Here is a 16057-nt window from a genome sequence, read left to right on the forward strand (position 1 = left end):
AGAACCCATGTTAAGCAAGCATCACATCGTCAACTGGCTGCTCGACTGCGAACACATTTTTACCGAGCAGCGTGACTACCTCACCGCGCTGGATACCGACATCGGCGACGGTGACCACGGCCTCAATATGCAGCGCGGCTTCGCCAAAGTGGCCGAGAAACTGCCCGCAGTGGCGGACAAGGATATCGGTCAGGTGCTGAAAACCACCGGCATGACCTTGCTCTCCTCAGTCGGCGGCGCCAGCGGCCCGCTCTATGGCACCTTCTTTATCCGGGCGGCGGCCAGTACCGACGCCTGCCAGAGCCTGAGTCTCAGTCAGCTGTGCAAAATGCTCAGTGACGGGGTCGAGGGGATCGTCTCCCGCGGCCGCGCCGAGCCGGGCGACAAGACCATGTGCGACGCCTGGTGGCCAGCACTGGCCGCCCTGCAACAGGCGCAGCAGCAAGATCTGCCGCTCAACGAAGCGCTGGACAAGGCAGTGGTGGCAGCCGCTGCCGGTACCGAGGCCACCATCCAGATGCAGGCCCGCAAGGGGCGCGCCAGCTACCTTGGCGAGCGCAGCATCGGCCATCAGGATGCAGGGGCCACCTCGACCCTGCTGCTGCTGACCGCCCTGCGTGACAGAGCGAGGTTGTGACATGATCGGAATCGTAGTTGTCTCTCACAGCGCCATGCTGGCGGCCGGATTGAAAGCGCTGGCTGACCAGCTCGGCAGCCCGGCCCGATTGCTGCTGGCGGCCGGGGTCGATGACCCCGACCACCCCATCGGCACCGATGCCATCGCGGTGATGAGTGCGATAGAAGAAGCGGATGACGGCAGCGGCGTGCTGGTGCTGATGGACTTGGGCAGCGCTCTGCTCAGCGCCGAGACCGCCCTCGAACTGCTGCCCCCCGAGTTAAGCGCGAGGGTGCGGCTCTGCCCGGCCCCGCTGGTCGAAGGTACTCTGGCCGCCGTGGTGGCGGCCGGTTCCGGCCTGACGCTGGACGAGGTGGCCGCCGAGGCGCTCGGCGCGCTGGGCCCGAAACAAGCGATGCTACCTGCCAGCCCAGCGCAGGCCGCCACCGAGACAGCCCCCGTTGCCGACGACGGCTGGCTGCGCTGCGAAGTGGTGGTGGATAACCCCCACGGCCTGCATGTGCGCCCCGCCGCCCGACTGGTGGCCGCCCTCAAGCCCTTTGCCGCTGAGCTCAAGCTGCAAAAGGGGGACAAAGAAGCCAACCCCCGCAGCCTGACCCGGCTCGCCATGCTCAATGTGCGTCAGGGCGACCAGCTCACCCTGCTGGCGCGCGGCGAGGATGCCAGCGCCGCCTTGGCCTGCTTCCAGCAGCTGGCCGACGAGCACTTTGGCGACTGACGCCACTGTTTCAAGGGCTGCACTCGCTCGCTGAGCCTGTGCAGCTTCATTCAAGATGAAGGCGTCCCCGGCACTGCCGCCCCTTCGCCCCGATTCTTAATTCATAAAGAGAGAGGGATAAAATATGGACCGCATTATCATCAGCCCCAGCAAATACGTGCAAGGCAACGGGGCCCTCGCCAATATCGGCAACTACGTCAAGGCGCTCGGCAGCAAGCCGCTGATCCTGGCCGATGCCTTCGTCACCAAGCTGGTCGGTGATACCGTGGCCACCAGCTTCCACGGTGCCGGTATCAAGCCGGAGTTCGACTGCTTCAACGGCGAATGCTCCCGCCCCGAGATCGACCGCCTGCTGGCCCGCTGCCAGCAGACCCCGTTTGACGTCATCATCGGCATCGGCGGCGGCAAAACACTGGATACCGCCAAGTCGGTCGCCTTCTACCAGGAGGTGCCGGTGGTCATAGTGCCCACCATAGCCTCCACCGATGCCCCTACCAGCGCGCTGGCGGTCATCTACACCCCGGAAGGGCAGTTCAGCGAATACCTGATGATCCCGACCAACCCCAACATGGTCATCATGGATACCGGCGTGGTCTCCCGCGCCCCGGTACGGCTGCTGGTCTCCGGCATGGGGGATGCGCTCTCCACCTACTTCGAGGCGCGCGCCAACAAGGTCTCCGGTTGCCAGACCATGGCCGGTGGCGCCTCCACGCTGGCGGCGCAGGCCATTGCCGAGCTCTGCTACAAGACCCTGCTGGCCGATGGTTACAAGGCCAAGCTGGCGGTGGAACAGGGGCTCTGCACCAAGGCGGTGGAGAACATCATCGAGGCCAACACCTATCTGAGCGGTATCGGCTTCGAGAGCAGCGGGCTGGCCGCCGCCCACGCCATCCATAACGGCCTGACCCAGCTCGCCGAGTGTCACCACCTCTACCACGGTGAGAAAGTGGCGTTCGGTACTCTGGTGCAGCTGGTGCTGGAGAACGCCCCGATGGCGGAGATCGAAACCCTGTTGGCCTTCTGCCGCTCGGTGGGCCTGCCGACCAACCTGCATATGATGGGGGTCAAGGAGCTGGATATGGCGCGCCTGATGGAGGTGGCCAAAACCTCCACCGCCGAGGGCGAGACCATCCACAATATGCCATTCAAGGTCACCGCCGAGGATGTGCTGGCGGCCATCGTCACCGCCCACCAGCTGGGGCTGTAACCGCACCACGGCTGACCTTGCCATATGAAAACGGCCCCGCAACTGCGGGGCCTTTTCGTTTTCTACGGGCCGGTTCGCGATGGCTCGGCTCACCGTCAGCCATGATAGTCGGCGGGATCGATCTCGAGCAGCTTGAGTCGTCGCCACAGGGTGGTACGACTGATCCCCAGATGCTGGGCCATCTGGCTCACCTGCCCCTTGCAGGCGTGGGCGCAGCGCAAGATGGCTTGGCGCTCCAGCTCCGCCAGCGTGAGCAGCCGTTGCCCCACCACCTCGTCCGCCACCTGCTGATAGCCGTGGCGAATGGCGTCGGGCAACGCCTCGGGCGGGATCGGCCCCTGACCGGCATGAAGCAGCGCATGTTCGATGGAGCTACGCAGCTCCCCCAGATTGCCGGGCCAGGGATAGGCGAGCAGGCAATCGAGTGCCGCCGGACTGAACTGGCGCACCGGCTCGCGCCCCTGCGCCGCCAACTGCTGGCTGATAAGGCCCGGCAGATCCGCCGCGCGATCCCGCAGCCCCGGCAGCCACAGCTCGCACGCCTGCAAGGCATAGAGCAGCTGGCGGCCAAACAGCCCCTCCTGCACCAGCTGCTCCAGCGGGGCGCTGCTGGTGGCAATGATCCGCACTTTGAGCGGCAGGATGCGGGCCGAATCGAAGCGCTGGATGCGGCCGGTCTTGAGCAGTTGCAGCAGCGCCGCCTGCATGGGGGCAGAGAGGCACTCCACCTGCTCCAGCACTAACGTGCCGCCGTGGGCCAGCTCGAACTTGCCCGCCCGCTCCTGCCCCGCCTCGTCGGAACCCATCAGCTCCAGCGCCATCCGCTCGCTCGGCAGCGCCTTGCAGTTGAGGGTAATGAGCGGCCCGGCGGCCCGTTCGCTGCCAAAGTGGATCGCCTCCGCCAGCTGGGCCTTGCCCACCTCCTCCTCGCCGCGCAGCAGGATCGGCCCCTGACTCTGGGCCGCCTGCCGGGCGTAGCGCAGCAGCTTGCGCATGGCGCTCGACTCCCCCACCAGCGCCGACAGCTCGGGCACCGTCTGGCGCAGCTGGTGAATGGCCCGCAGCCGATCGACCGGGTGCAGCAGGGCGATAAAGCTGACCCCCTCCGGCCCCGGCAGCGGCTTGAGGCTCACCAGCGCATTGATAAACTCCCCCTCCTGCGCGCCAAGCCGCTCCAGCGTCACCTCCACATGGCTGAGCGGCGTCTGCCCCCTGATGGCCAGTTGCAACCGCTGGGGCAACAGCAGGTGCTGCTCCAGCGGCTGGCCGAGACAGAGCGCGGGATCGAGCCGCAGCCGTTGTGCCGCCAGCGCGTTGAGATAGCGCAGCCTACCCTGCGGGTCCCAAGCCAGCACGCCGTCATCCATGCCATCGAGCAGGGCGTAAAGCTCGCTCAGATGGTGCTGGGACTCCTGCATCAGGGTCTCCATCTGCAGCAGGTGGGCCAGTTCGCGCCCGGCGCTGACGGTGAGCGCCAGATCGCCTGCGCTCGCCTCCTCCACCTTGCAGGTCAAAGCGATGATGGCGACCTGACGGCCATTGCTGTTGTAGACCGGGCTGGCGCAGCTGTGCCATGGGTGCAGGGTCTGGTTGAAGTGCTGGGGGCCGCTGACGCAGAGCGGCACTCCCTCCAGCGCCGCCAGATTGATGGCATTGGTGCCGATGCGCCCCTCGCTGAAAAAGGCGCCGGGGCCAAAGCCCAACGCCGCCAGCTCGTGCAGGGTGTCGGGGTGGCCGGTCTGGGCCAGCAGGCAGCCGCTCTCGTCGGTGAGCAGCAGGGCGCAGGGGCGCCCCTCCATAAATTCGTAGAGATCTTCGAGGGCCATCTCGCCGGTGGTGAGCAGGTCACGCTTGCGCTGGCGCAGGCTCTGCAAGGTCTGCCCCTTGGCGCTGTGGGGCGGATGCCAGAGGGTGGCGCTGGTCTGGTGGGCGCAGCGCAGCCAGGATGCCTGCAGATAGTCAGGCCAAGCGAGCAGCGGCTGAAGGTCAGATGGCATGGTCACAGCAATATCCGGCAAGATGTGAGCCGACCATTTAACCACGCCAGCGCCCCCGATTCAGTGACCTGCCTCAGAGGGTGGCAACCCTATCCTCTGCAAGGTCGGGTTCACACTCGAATTAGGCGACAAGGCCACCGGTGGCGGCGGCATTCACTGCATCACCCTCCACCAGCCTGCCTGACTTTACCCTACCGACCGATAACCCGGGGCGTTGCAACGCCCCGGGTTATTTCTCTAAGCTCAATTCCCCTCAATCCACATCATATACTGCCGGTTTATTGACCATAAATAACATTCAAGACGTGGCCTCGTTCACACTCTTGGCCCGTTTACAAGGCTGAGGCTTAGTGGCACTTTCTATTGCAGCCCCTTAAGTGTATTTTTATCAATAGCAAGAGATATATTAAATAGGATGTTAAGTGAATGAGTTAAATATCAGAGGTAGGCTAGCGGTTTAGTTTTAAGTAAATTTTCTAGGTGGTGATGATGATGGACTAGCTCAACATGTAATGCGCTATTAGTGTATGAGTACAGCCATCACCAAATCACCATTGGGTTCTAGTAAAAATTGGATTTAAATCATGAGTGAAGAAGTCCTCGAAATTAATATTGCAAACGCGATAAAACACCTATCCTTAGATGAAATAGAGGAGCTTTACCAAAGGTATTTAGATGGTGAAAAAAACTCTGTGTTGATTGAGGACTATAAAATAAATATAAATCCTAACAAACTGATAAAGGTACTTCCACCTAAAAAACTAGATGATACGTTGTGCCCATATTGTAATGTACCTATGTTTACCAAACGTAAAAGCAAAAGTGCTAGCAGCTGGAATATCCCTCTTATTGAATGTTTTGATTGCGGGCACCAAGTATTATCTGCGGAGCGTGGATATCACCGACAACAAAAATGTGATTGTAAAAACTGCGTAAGCATAAGGGAGCAGCAGAAGCTTGATGCAGAAAAGGAAAAAAGAACGGTAATTAGAGCAATATATGATCTTAGTCATAGAAAGCCAATAGATTACTCCGAGTTGAATTTTTTTCATAAGTTAATCTTGTTAACACTTTTCAGAATGCAAACCGATGAAGAGTTTGAATATATATTGTCCCTTGATGACCCATTTAGGACTGAGGCTTTATCTCCTACCGTACAGATGGATCTTGAATGTTTAAAAGAGCTCTTGAGTTGTGGTGCAGTAGTTGTTGATCCAGAATCAAGGATAGATGCATTTGTTGAGGATGAAGGATTCAAATCTTTCTACGTAAATAAATCCAGATGGATTCCAAATATAGCTATTGATGGTACTGATAGAGCAGGGCTGAATGAAGTTTACAATAAAATCTATAAAGAGTTAAAAAATGGAATGCAACCTCAATGGGAAAATGAAGCATTAAAAATATTATTCAGAATTGCAAGAGAAGAAGTTCTTCAATATGTATATGTAAGAGCCGACGAACTAAACATAGCCTTTTCCGCAGAAAATAAAACAAGGGAAGTTGTCAATCAACTACTACATGACTTTTCAGTTAGTGAGATTTATTATTTTGTGAAAAAATCTGTCGAGAATGCCCATATATACTATTCAAAAGGATTTGCCACCAATAAAAAGCAAGCAGCAAACACCATCCCTAACAAAATATTGTCACTAGGTGAGCGAGCAATAAATGAAGGATGGAATACCTATAAATATAATCGTGACAAAAGAGTACCTAGATCATATATAAGCCATGTTTTTTATGATTTTATTCTTCAAGATGAAGATGCTGGTTTCCATAAATCACCAGGAAAGCATTGGGAAGAAGAACTTCATCCAAGATACTTCAGTGAAAGTGAGATTGACCAAGATAATGAGTTATGCTGTTCTCACTGTAAATCTACACATATGGCTATTCAAATGGTTAATAATGTTTTGGAAGTAAATTGCAAAGACTGTGGAAGCATTCAACAATTTACATCGAGCCCGTAGGTTCGATTAGCCGTCAGGCGTAATCGGACGTTCGCGTAAATCTATTTCCCCGCAATAACGGCCATCCATATTTCCCCTCTGCCAGATGCCGCTGACTCATGGATACAACCGGGACAGCGGCATCTCGATCGTCCGATTACGCTTCGCTAATCGAACCTACATGAGACGGTCATATGTGGGATATGGAGGCTGGCGAGGATCAACCAATCTGACACGATCGCCATAAATCACGCTCGTCAAAAACAAAAGAGCCGCCCAGTTCACATCGGGCGGCTCTTTGCATCATAGATGGAGACTGAATCGTCTTTTTACTGAATCGTTATTGGGCCTTGGGCGCTTCCACCGCGGCGGTCGCCGGTTGGTCATCTTCCTTGATCCAGGCATCCAGTAGGGTGTAGCCCACCGCCAGCACCACGGGGCCGATAAAGAGACCGATGATCCCCATGGTCAGCAAGCCACCGATTACCCCCACCAGAATGAGGATGAGCGGCAGGTCGGCGCCCCGTTTGATGAGGAAGGGGCGCAGGAAGTTGTCCATGGTGCCCGCAATCAGTGACCACACCAGCAGGAAGGTGCCCCAGGTGGTGTCGCCGCTCCAGTAGAGGTAGCCGATACAGGCCAGCAGCACCGGGAAGGGGCCGATCTGGGCGACGATCAGCAGGAACATCACCACCACCAGCACCATGGCGTAAGGGATACCGGCAATCAGCAGGCCGACACCGGCCACCGAAGATTGCACCAGCGCGGTCACCACCACCCCCATGGCTACGGCACGGATCGCCTGTGAAGCGAGCACGGTGGCGTTGTCGCCACGCTGACCCGCCAGCCGGTGGGCGAAGCGGCGAATGCCGGTCGCCACCACTTCACCTGAGTGATAGAGCACCCCGCAGATACCGACCGTCAGCAGGAAGTGAACGAACAGCAAGCCAAGATTACCGGCCTGAGAGGCCAGCCAGCGAGCGGTCTGACCGAAATAGGGGGCCAGCTTGGCAAACAGCACCTGACCACCGCTCGCCAGAATTTGCTGCCAGAAGTCATAGAGCTTGTCGCCCACCAGCGGGATCTGTTGCAACCAGAGCAGCTCCGGCGGCGGTGACTGGCTGATATGGGTACCCAGCTCGATCAGCATGGGCGCCTTCTCTGCCACATTGGCCAGCGTCATAAAGAGCGGGATGACGAACATCAGCAGCAGCACCAGCGTCATAAAGAGGGCCGCCAGGGTGCGCTTGCCCCACAACAGGCGCTGCACCATCAGCATCAGCGGCCAGGTGGCGATGGTGATCATGGTGGCCCACACCAGCGCAGGCAGGAAGGGCTGCAACACCAAGAAACAGGAGATAATCAGGATGCTGAGAAACAGCACCCCCAGGGTTATCTTGGCCAAATCCACTTTTTTCACATTCATAGAGTTCCCTTGTCAGAGCCGTTGCCCTTGGGTCGTGTGTCGCATTTCAAGAAAGAGAGTATCCACCAGAGGCCAGCGCTCAACCAGAGCCCCAGCCCGAAAAAGAGCACAAACTGACCAAGCAGGATAGTGAGCGAACTACTGGTCAACAGCGGCAATGCCCAGAGCCCCGCCCCGATCACCGCGCCCCCCGCCAGCGTAACCGCGCCGGTCACAATGGGGGGATAACCGCTGCGAGTCAGGGTAAGCAAACCACCGATCCAGATCCCGAGCGCAGCCAGCCCGATCCCGGCCAGATGGGCCGACTGGCTCAGGCCCGCGCAAACCAGTGCTGCAGCGATCAGCAAGCCCCAAACGGATGAACGCTGATCCAGCCGCCAGTAGGGGCGAACCGCCAGCAGCAAGGCGCCGATCAGCAGCCCCGCTGCCACATCGGAGATAAAGTGCACCCCGAGCCAGACCCGCGCCAGACCTGTGGTGAGGGCCAGCAGCAAGGCCAGCGAATAGGCCAGCCCCCGCCGGGCAGGCCAGAGCCAGCCAAGCAGCGCCCCCCAGAACAGCAGGGCCGAGGCGGTGTGGCCGCTCGGCATGCCAAAGCCCTGCGCGCTCTGGGTCGTCAGCAGCGGTTGCAGATGGAAGGGGCGCGGCCAGCCGATCCCCTCCTTGCTTGCCTGCACCAGCAAGCCGAGCCAGAGCATGGCGAACAGCAACTGGCGCAGTCGCGGCCACCCCAGCAGCGGGAGCAGCAAAGGTATCAGGGCAAGCTGAAAGCCGCCTGAACCAAACAGATTGCTGACCGACAGCCACCAGACATCGGGCCCCAGCCACTGTTGCAGCCGCAGCATCAGCGGGATCTCGGCCTGATGCAGTGCATTGCCCTGCGCCACAAAATCGGCCTGCCAGTGCACCTCGCTCTCGGGCACCTTATCCAGTCGGGATTGCAGCCAGTCGAGCTGATCCGGGAAACGGCGCTGCTCGCGGGGGAGCTTGTCCACCGCGATCAAGCGGGCGTTGAGGATTTCTCCCCCCAGATTGGGAGCTTTCAGCAGCGAGACAAAATCGGAATCTTGCTGGGCGACGATAGGCTCCTGAGTGCGGCAGGCAAAGACCTGCGCTTTCTGCCAGCGGCCAAGATCCGCGACGACTTCGCCGCGCAGGCCGGTCTCTTCATAGAGTTCGCGCAGCGCCGCCTGCTGCGGGCTCTCGCCGCCATCTATGTAGCCGCCGCTCAGGCTGTAGCGGGAGGAGATGCGATCCTGCACCAGCAGCAGTTGATCCTGATGACGAATGGCGCAGGCCGCTGCCGTGGGGCCAGCCGGTTCGGCACTCAGGGCTGGCAGAGCGGCAAACAGCGCCAGCAAGAGTAAAAAGAGGGTTCTCGACATCAATTTGCTTTCCCTATGCACAATGGCGACAAGCCTCCCAGAAATCAGATAGTTGGGCAACGGTAGCGGCCGGATCGCCGCCGTTCCCGCCGCGCTGGCGGTGCACGGAAGATTGCGATGAAGCAGGGCACTCCCTACTATTGGCGGCTATCTTCAATTTCATGCAGCAAACGCTGGAGCCCTCCATGAGACAGTTCGGCTTTTTCCTCGGCATCGCCATCGGTGTCATTTTGATCCTGTTCGGCAGCATCGTCATCTTCCAGGCGCTTCCTGCCGCACTGGATGTACTGGAGATGCCAAGCCGCATCCCGTTCGTGCGCGAGGTCTACACCTGGCTGATGACCAGCGCCAACGGCCTGACCGCCCAGCTGGAGCAGAACTTCCTGGAAGCCTTCCAGACCGTGCTCAAGCTGATCCTGCTCATCACCTTCATGTGGGTCTGCGTCAAGCTGGTCAACATGGGGGTGCTGATTATCCGCGCCGGGGTTGATCTCATCCGCACCGCCATCGCCCACAGCGAAGGCCCCCACGACCAGAAGAAGCCGGATCAGCACGATCACTTCTGACTCTGACATGGTCGATGGATGTGAACGCTGCCGCCCCCAACCGGGGCGGCAGTGTTATATGCGCGGTATGAAGGCCCCTCCCAGCCCCCATGGATACCCGATAAAGCAGCGGCTTTCCCTTGTGAATCAGCAAACTGCCCATATGTTGCATCACCTTGACATGGTTTGCGCCCCGCGCGGCGGCTGCCCGGTTTCTATCCCGACCCCGTGCTCTGGTATAATCGACCACCTCTTTTCCCCGTTATGGAGCCTGTTCATGCCCAATCATGCAGAAAGTGCCCTCGAGGTTCGTCTCGACAAGTGGTTGTGGGCGGCCCGTTTCTACAAGACCCGCTCCATTGCGCGGGATCAGATCGACGGGGGCAAGGTGCACTACAATGGTCAGCGCAGCAAACCGGGCAAACAGGTGGAAGTGGGTGCACTGATCCGCTTCTGGCAGGGGCAGGACGAACGCGAAGTGCGGGTGCTGGCCTTGAGCGAGCAGCGCAAATCGGCCCCGCTGGCCCAGCAGCTCTATGAAGAGACCGCCGAGAGCCTGAAAAAACGGGCCGAGAACAGCGAGGCGCGCCGCTTCAACAGCCTGTTTGCCCCCAGCCCCGAGCGCCGCCCCGACAAGCAGGAGCGACGCCAGTTGCTCAAGGTCAAACAGTACTGACCGACCCCGATTTGATACCGGGCTGGCATCAACCCCAGCCCGCCCGATTTACCTCACCGAAAAGCCAGGAATACATGATGAGCAACCAAGATCTGCTGTATCGCTATCTGTTTGAAGAGTACGAAGTGCGTGGCGAGCTGGTCCAGCTTGATCACACCTACCGCCACGTAGTGGAAGCCCAGAACTACCCGGTGCAGGTGCAAAAACTGCTGGGCGAGCTGCTGGTCGCCACCAGCCTGCTGACCGCCACCCTCAAGTTTGAAGGCTCCATCACAGTGCAACTGCAGGGCGATGGCCCGGTGCGTCTGGCCGTGATCAACGGTGACAACAACCAGCAGCTGCGCGGCGTGGCCCGCTATGAAGGCGAGCTGCCGAGCGATGGCAAGCTGCAGAGCCTGATCGGCAACGGCCAGCTGATCATCACCATCACCCCGGAGCAGGGCGAGCGCTATCAGGGCATCATAGCGCTGGACGCCGACACCTTGGCGGGCTGCCTGGAGCACTACTTTGCCCGCTCCGAACAGCTGGCCACCAAGCTGTGGATCCGCACCGGCTACCATGAAGGCGAACCGCGCGCTGCCGGCATCATGCTGCAGGAGCTGCCTGCCCAGAGCGAGGATCACAGCAATGATTTCGATCACCTGACCCAGCTCACCAGCACCATCAAGGATGAAGAGCTGTTCGGCCTGCAGGCAGAAGAGATCCTCTACCGTCTCTACCATCAGGACAAGGTGCGGGTGTTCGATCCGCAGGCGGTCGAGTTCCGCTGCACCTGCTCCCGCGAGCGCTGCGAAGGGGCCCTGTTGCAGATAGAAAAGGAAGAGGTGATGGAGATGGTGCAGGAGCTCGGCAAGATCGACATGCACTGTGATTATTGCGGCGCCCAGTACCAATTTAATGGGATCGATGTCGAAACCCTGTTCAGCAGGGCTCCCGGCAATGATGCAAACCAGTTACACTAATTAAAGGCGGGCAAAACCCGCCTTTAACTTTAATAACAAAAAAATACCCTATTTTATAAAGTTTGATGGCGATCGCTAAACTCTACCACCTAAGTGATAGGATGACCGTCAGATAGAACCCTACCAACCTCTGAACCCAGGAGAATACAATGACAATCGTGGCAGAACCCACCCTGGCCCAACAATTAGGACTGGACCAGTACGGCATCAAAAACAGCCAAGAAATCGTTCGCAACCCCTCTTACGAGCAGCTTTTCGCGGAAGAGACACGCCCTGACCTGGAAGGGTTCGAGCGCGGTGTGGTGACCGAGCTGGGCGCCGTCAACGTAAACACCGGAATCTTCACCGGTCGCTCCCCGAAAGATAAATATATCGTCAAAGATGCCACTACCCAGGATACTGTGTGGTGGTCTGACCAGGGTAAAAACGATAACAAAGCGATTACCCCCGAAGTGTGGTCACATCTGAAAGGGCTGGTCACCAAACAGCTCTCCGGCAAGCGCCTGTTTGTGGTCGACGGTTTCTGCGGTGCCAACCCGGATACCCGCCTGGCCGTGCGCATCATCACCGAGGTGGCCTGGCAGGCACACTTCGTGAAAAACATGTTCATCCGCCCGAGCGATGAAGAGCTGAAAACCTTCAAGCCCGACTTCGTGGTGATGAACGGTGCCAAGTGCACCAACCCGAACTGGAAGGAGCAGGGTCTCAACTCCGAGAACTTTGTTGCCTTCAACATGACCGAGAAGATGCAGCTCATCGGTGGCACCTGGTACGGTGGCGAGATGAAGAAGGGCATGTTCTCCATGATGAACTACTTCCTGCCCCTGCGCGGCATTGCCTCCATGCACTGCTCCGCCAACGTGGGTCAGGACGGCGACGTCGCCATCTTCTTCGGCCTCTCCGGCACCGGCAAGACCACCCTATCCACCGATCCCAAGCGTCAGCTGATCGGCGATGACGAGCATGGCTGGGATGACCACGGCGTGTTCAACTTCGAAGGGGGCTGCTACGCCAAGACCATCAAGCTCTCCGAAGAGGCTGAGCCGGACATCTACCACGCCATCCGTCGCGATGCGCTGCTGGAGAACGTGACCGTTGCTGCCGATGGCACCATCGACTTCGATGATGGCTCCAAGACCGAGAACACCCGTGTCTCCTACCCCATCTATCACATCGACAACATCGTCAAGCCGGTCTCCAAGGCAGGTCACGCCACCAAGGTGATCTTCCTGACTGCCGACGCCTTCGGCGTGCTGCCCCCGGTCTCCAAACTGACCAAGGAGCAGACCAAGTACCACTTCCTGTCTGGCTTCACCGCCAAACTGGCCGGTACCGAGCGCGGCATCACCGAGCCGACTCCGACCTTCTCCTCCTGCTTTGGCGCAGCCTTCCTCTCCCTGCACCCGACCAAGTACGGTCAGGAGCTGGTGAAACGGATGGAAGCGGCAGGTGCAGAGGCCTATCTGGTCAACACCGGCTGGAACGGCACCGGCAAGCGCATCTCCATCAAGGATACCCGCGCCATCATCGATGCCATCCTGGATGGCTCCATCGAGAAGGCCGAGACCAAGGTGCTGCCGATCTTCAATCTGGAGATCCCGACCGCGCTGCACGATGTGAACCCGGCGATCCTCGACCCGCGCGACACTTACGCCGACAAGGCCGAGTGGGATGCCAAGGCCGTCGATCTGGCCGGGCGCTTCATCAAGAACTTCGAGCGCTTCACCGATAACGACGAAGGCAAACGTCTGGTTGCGGCAGGCCCCCAGCTGTAACAGGCTCGCTTCGTATCAGTGACATCATGCCGGTCAGTCACGCTGACCGGCATTTTTGTTTTTGTGGAGCCCCGAACGCCGCCATCGCCCCCGTTAAAGGGGCCAAAACCTTGCCTTTGCCCATTGTGACAGGTTAGATTCAGCCAAACTTTATACAATATACAATTCTGTAACGCCCAATCGTGACCCGACCATGACCCCACCCTACAAGACCCGAACCCAGATGGTGATGGAAAACCTCCGTGGCCGGATCCTCCGTGGGGAGTTCCCCGCTGGCGCCCCCTTGCGTCAGGATGCCATTGCCAAAGAGCTGGCCGTGAGCCGCATTCCGGTGCGCGAAGCCCTGATGCAGCTGGAAGCGCAGGGGCTGGTGAAGTTCGAAGCCCATCGCGGCGCCGTGGTCACCATGCTGGACGCCTCGGCCATTGAAGAGCTCTTTTATTTGCGAGCGCTGCTGGAAGCCGATACCCTGTTTCACGCCGTCGACAAGATGACGGAAGCCACCTTCGCACAAGCGGAGGCGATCCTCGCCCAGTTTGATCACGCCCTGGAGTCAGGCACCCAGATCGAACATTGGGCCGAGTTGAACCACAGCTTTCACGCCACCCTCTATCAGGCAGCCGGTCGCCCCCAGGCACTTGAACTGATCGCCCAGATCAATCTGAGCTGTGACCGCTATGTCCGCTTCGAGCTGCTCTTTGCCAGCGACGGGGTGGACAAGGCGGAGCGTGAACACGCCCAATTGCTGGAACTGTGCCGCGCCCGGCGCAAACACGAGGCGGTGGTGCTGCTCAGGCAGCATATCGAAGCAGCGGGTCAGTCGATCAAGCGGATCCTGGCCAGCGGCCATAAAAACTGAACACTCATATAGCAACCATCTGGCACTAACGACATGAATAATTTCGAGATAATTGAAACCCGCGTCGCCCAAGTCAGGGCCGAGCTGGCCATGCAGGAGTTGGACGCATTTATCGTCCCCCACGATGATGAGCACCTCGGCGAGTACATCCCCGCCTATGCCGAGCGGCTTGACTGGATCACCGGTTTCAACGGCTCTGCCGGAGTCGCCATCATCATGGCCCAGCGAGCAGCCCTCTTTGTCGATGGTCGCTATACGGTGCAGGCACGGATGCAAACTCCCGCCGAACTGTTCGAATTCCTCCACCTCATTGAAAATCCTCATGTGCAGTGGCTGGCCGAACAGCTGCCGTCAGGCTCCCGGGTCGGCTTCGATGCCCGCCTGCACAGCCTGACCTGGTACAAGAATGCCAAAGCCGTGCTGGCCGATCGCGGTATCGAGCTGATCCACGTCGAGCAGAACCCCATCGACCTGAACTGGAGCGATCGCCCGGAGCCGACCAAGAGCCCGGTCATCCTCTACAGCGAGGAGCTGGCGGGCCAGTCCAGCCAGTCCAAACGTGAACAGCTGGCGGCGGACCTGCGCAAGCGCGGGCTGGATGCCGTGCTGCTGACCCAGGCCGAGCCCATCAACTGGCTGCTCAACCTGCGCGGCCGCGATATCGACCGGCTGCCGGTGGTGCTGGGCTTTGCGGTGCTCTACGCCAACACCAGCATGGATTTCTTCGTCGATACCGACAAGATTGACTGCTTCGCCTTCACCCAACACGTTGGCCAAGATGTCTCCGTCTACCCCATCGACAAGCTGGGCGACGTGCTGCAGCGCATCGGTGAAGATCAGCAGAAGGTGCTGGCCGATCCGGACAGCGCCAACGCCTGGACCCAGCTCGTCATGGAAGAGGCGGGCGCCATTCTGGTGGCAGGGCAAGACCCCACCATGCTGCCGAAAGCATGCAAGAACGAAATCGAACTGACCGGCATGCGCGCCGCTCACCTGCGCGATGGTGTGGCCATGACCCGCTTCCTCGCCTGGCTGGATCGGCTGGTCGCCTCCGGCGAGTTCGAAGGGGTGGATGAAGGCACCCTGGCCGATCAGGTGGAAGCGTTCCGCCGCGAGCAGGAGCACTACGTAGAGCCGAGCTTCGATACCATTTCCGCGCTCGGCCCCAACGCCGCCATGTGCCACTACCACCACACCAACGGCACCCCGCGCGCGTTTGGCCAGGACAGCCTCTATCTGCTGGACTCCGGCGCCCAGTATATGGATGGCACCACCGACATCACCCGCACCATCAAGGTGGGTGAGGTGAGCGACGAGCAGAAAGCGATGTTTACCCGGGTACTGCAGGGCCATATCGCGCTGGATCAGGCCCGCTTCCCCCGTGGCACCGCCGGTATCCAGCTCGACGTGCTGGCCCGCATGCCGCTGTGGCAAGCCGGTTACAACTACGACCACGGCACCGGCCACGGCGTCGGCCACTTCCTGAGTGTCCACGAAGGGCCCCAGCGCATCGCGCCGAAAGGGAGCATGGTTGCCCTGCAACCGGGCATGGTGCTCTCCAACGAGCCGGGCTACTACCGTGAAGATGGCTTCGGCATCCGTTGCGAAAACCTGGTAGTGGTGACCGAGCTGGAACAGGTTGGCGAGCTGCCGATGCTGGGCTTCGAGCGTCTGACCTACGTGCCGTTCGATACCCGCCTGATCGACCGCAGCCTGCTGAGCCCGGCCGAATTCCGCTGGATCAACGAATACCATGTCGAGGTGTTCCGCCGCCTGAGCCCGCTGCTCGAAGGCGAGGATCTCGCCTGGCTGGAGCAGGCAACCAGCCTCATCTGATGACACAGGGCCTGCGGGCCCTGTTTTTTATCCCCCCTTTTGACCTGTATCAACACCCAAAGCGAGCAGGTCAGGAGAATGG

At 59.4% G+C, this 16057-nt stretch carries 13 protein-coding genes; 10 read left to right on the forward strand and 3 right to left on the reverse strand.

Annotation, left to right across the window (positions count from 1 at the left end):
* The first annotated feature begins 7 nt into the window (after positions 1–7).
* The 3 genes from dhaL to VF684_RS09685 all read left to right on the forward strand — a co-directional run bounded on the left by dhaL (position 8) and on the right by VF684_RS09685 (position 2562).
* Positions 8–637, forward strand: coding sequence for a dihydroxyacetone kinase subunit DhaL (gene dhaL / locus VF684_RS09675; RefSeq protein ID WP_236367707.1), 630 nt, complete (start codon positions 8–10; stop codon positions 635–637).
* 1 nt (position 638) lies between these two features.
* On the forward strand, positions 639–1355 hold the full coding sequence (dhaM, locus tag VF684_RS09680) for a dihydroxyacetone kinase phosphoryl donor subunit DhaM (RefSeq protein WP_376899130.1): 717 nt from the start codon (positions 639–641) through the stop codon (positions 1353–1355).
* Between the two features lie 124 nt (positions 1356–1479).
* The gene (locus VF684_RS09685; protein ID WP_376899132.1) at positions 1480–2562 is read left to right on the forward strand and encodes a glycerol dehydrogenase; all 1083 of its coding nucleotides are present in this window, start codon (positions 1480–1482) and stop codon (positions 2560–2562) included.
* Positions 2563–2657: 95 nt separating this feature from the next.
* Here the strand turns inward: VF684_RS09685 and dhaR are convergent, their stop codons facing one another.
* Positions 2658–4559, reverse strand: coding sequence for a dihydroxyacetone kinase operon transcriptional regulator DhaR (dhaR, locus tag VF684_RS09690; RefSeq protein ID WP_376899134.1), 1902 nt, complete (start codon positions 4557–4559; stop codon positions 2658–2660).
* Positions 4560–5143: 584 nt separating this feature from the next.
* Between dhaR and VF684_RS09695 the strand changes: the two genes are divergently transcribed.
* Positions 5144–6532, forward strand: a complete 1389-nt coding sequence (locus VF684_RS09695; RefSeq protein ID WP_259584758.1) for a hypothetical protein — start codon at positions 5144–5146, stop codon at positions 6530–6532.
* Positions 6533–6851: 319 nt separating this feature from the next.
* On the opposite strand, the gene ydiK is transcribed toward VF684_RS09695, so the two are convergent.
* Positions 6852–7937, reverse strand: coding sequence for an AI-2E family transporter YdiK (gene ydiK, locus VF684_RS09700; protein WP_005356525.1), 1086 nt, complete (start codon positions 7935–7937; stop codon positions 6852–6854).
* The gene (locus VF684_RS09705; protein ID WP_376899136.1) at positions 7934–9322 is read right to left on the reverse strand and encodes a bifunctional NUDIX hydrolase/phosphatase PAP2 family protein; all 1389 of its coding nucleotides are present in this window, start codon (positions 9320–9322) and stop codon (positions 7934–7936) included. Before VF684_RS09705 ends, ydiK begins: the two co-directional genes overlap by 4 nt.
* Before the next feature lie 185 nt (positions 9323–9507).
* On the opposite strand from VF684_RS09705, the gene VF684_RS09710 reads away from it, so the two are divergent.
* From VF684_RS09710 to VF684_RS09735, 6 genes are all read left to right on the forward strand, one after another.
* Positions 9508–9888, forward strand: coding sequence for a hypothetical protein (locus tag VF684_RS09710; protein ID WP_005340143.1), 381 nt, complete (start codon positions 9508–9510; stop codon positions 9886–9888).
* A 256-nt stretch (positions 9889–10144) separates the two neighbouring features.
* The gene (gene hslR / locus VF684_RS09715) at positions 10145–10543 is read left to right on the forward strand and encodes a ribosome-associated heat shock protein Hsp15 (RefSeq protein ID WP_323892333.1); all 399 of its coding nucleotides are present in this window, start codon (positions 10145–10147) and stop codon (positions 10541–10543) included.
* Between the two features lie 77 nt (positions 10544–10620).
* The gene (hslO, locus tag VF684_RS09720; protein ID WP_019445177.1) at positions 10621–11505 is read left to right on the forward strand and encodes an Hsp33 family molecular chaperone HslO; all 885 of its coding nucleotides are present in this window, start codon (positions 10621–10623) and stop codon (positions 11503–11505) included.
* Between the two features lie 149 nt (positions 11506–11654).
* The gene (gene pckA, locus VF684_RS09725; RefSeq protein WP_005340139.1) at positions 11655–13280 is read left to right on the forward strand and encodes a phosphoenolpyruvate carboxykinase (ATP); all 1626 of its coding nucleotides are present in this window, start codon (positions 11655–11657) and stop codon (positions 13278–13280) included.
* Between the two features lie 193 nt (positions 13281–13473).
* Positions 13474–14139, forward strand: a complete 666-nt coding sequence (locus tag VF684_RS09730) for a GntR family transcriptional regulator (protein WP_005340138.1) — start codon at positions 13474–13476, stop codon at positions 14137–14139.
* 33 nt (positions 14140–14172) lie between these two features.
* A complete protein-coding gene (locus VF684_RS09735; RefSeq protein WP_376899138.1) occupies positions 14173–15975 on the forward strand; it encodes an aminopeptidase P family protein in 1803 nt (600 codons plus the stop codon).
* The last annotated feature ends 82 nt before the right edge of the window (positions 15976–16057 follow it).

This window comes from Aeromonas sp. Lyrl_2, from assembly GCF_051948815.1.
GTDB classification, from domain to species: Bacteria; Pseudomonadota; Gammaproteobacteria; order Enterobacterales; family Aeromonadaceae; genus Aeromonas; species Aeromonas veronii.

Coding starts and splice junctions, on each gene's coding strand:
- VF684_RS09710 (WP_005340143.1), top strand. CDS start 9,508: ATGAGACAGTTCGGCTTTTTCCTCGGCATCGCCATCGGTGTCATTTTG.
- dhaR (WP_376899134.1), bottom strand. CDS start 4,559: ATGCCATCTGACCTTCAGCCGCTGCTCGCTTGGCCTGACTATCTGCAG.
- VF684_RS09695 (WP_259584758.1), top strand. CDS start 5,144: ATGAGTGAAGAAGTCCTCGAAATTAATATTGCAAACGCGATAAAACAC.
- VF684_RS09685 (WP_376899132.1), top strand. CDS start 1,480: ATGGACCGCATTATCATCAGCCCCAGCAAATACGTGCAAGGCAACGGG.
- hslR (WP_323892333.1), top strand. CDS start 10,145: ATGCCCAATCATGCAGAAAGTGCCCTCGAGGTTCGTCTCGACAAGTGG.
- VF684_RS09730 (WP_005340138.1), top strand. CDS start 13,474: ATGACCCCACCCTACAAGACCCGAACCCAGATGGTGATGGAAAACCTC.
- hslO (WP_019445177.1), top strand. CDS start 10,621: ATGAGCAACCAAGATCTGCTGTATCGCTATCTGTTTGAAGAGTACGAA.
- pckA (WP_005340139.1), top strand. CDS start 11,655: ATGACAATCGTGGCAGAACCCACCCTGGCCCAACAATTAGGACTGGAC.
- dhaM (WP_376899130.1), top strand. CDS start 639: ATGATCGGAATCGTAGTTGTCTCTCACAGCGCCATGCTGGCGGCCGGA.
- dhaL (WP_236367707.1), top strand. CDS start 8: ATGTTAAGCAAGCATCACATCGTCAACTGGCTGCTCGACTGCGAACAC.
- VF684_RS09705 (WP_376899136.1), bottom strand. CDS start 9,322: ATGTCGAGAACCCTCTTTTTACTCTTGCTGGCGCTGTTTGCCGCTCTG.
- ydiK (WP_005356525.1), bottom strand. CDS start 7,937: ATGAATGTGAAAAAAGTGGATTTGGCCAAGATAACCCTGGGGGTGCTG.
- VF684_RS09735 (WP_376899138.1), top strand. CDS start 14,173: ATGAATAATTTCGAGATAATTGAAACCCGCGTCGCCCAAGTCAGGGCC.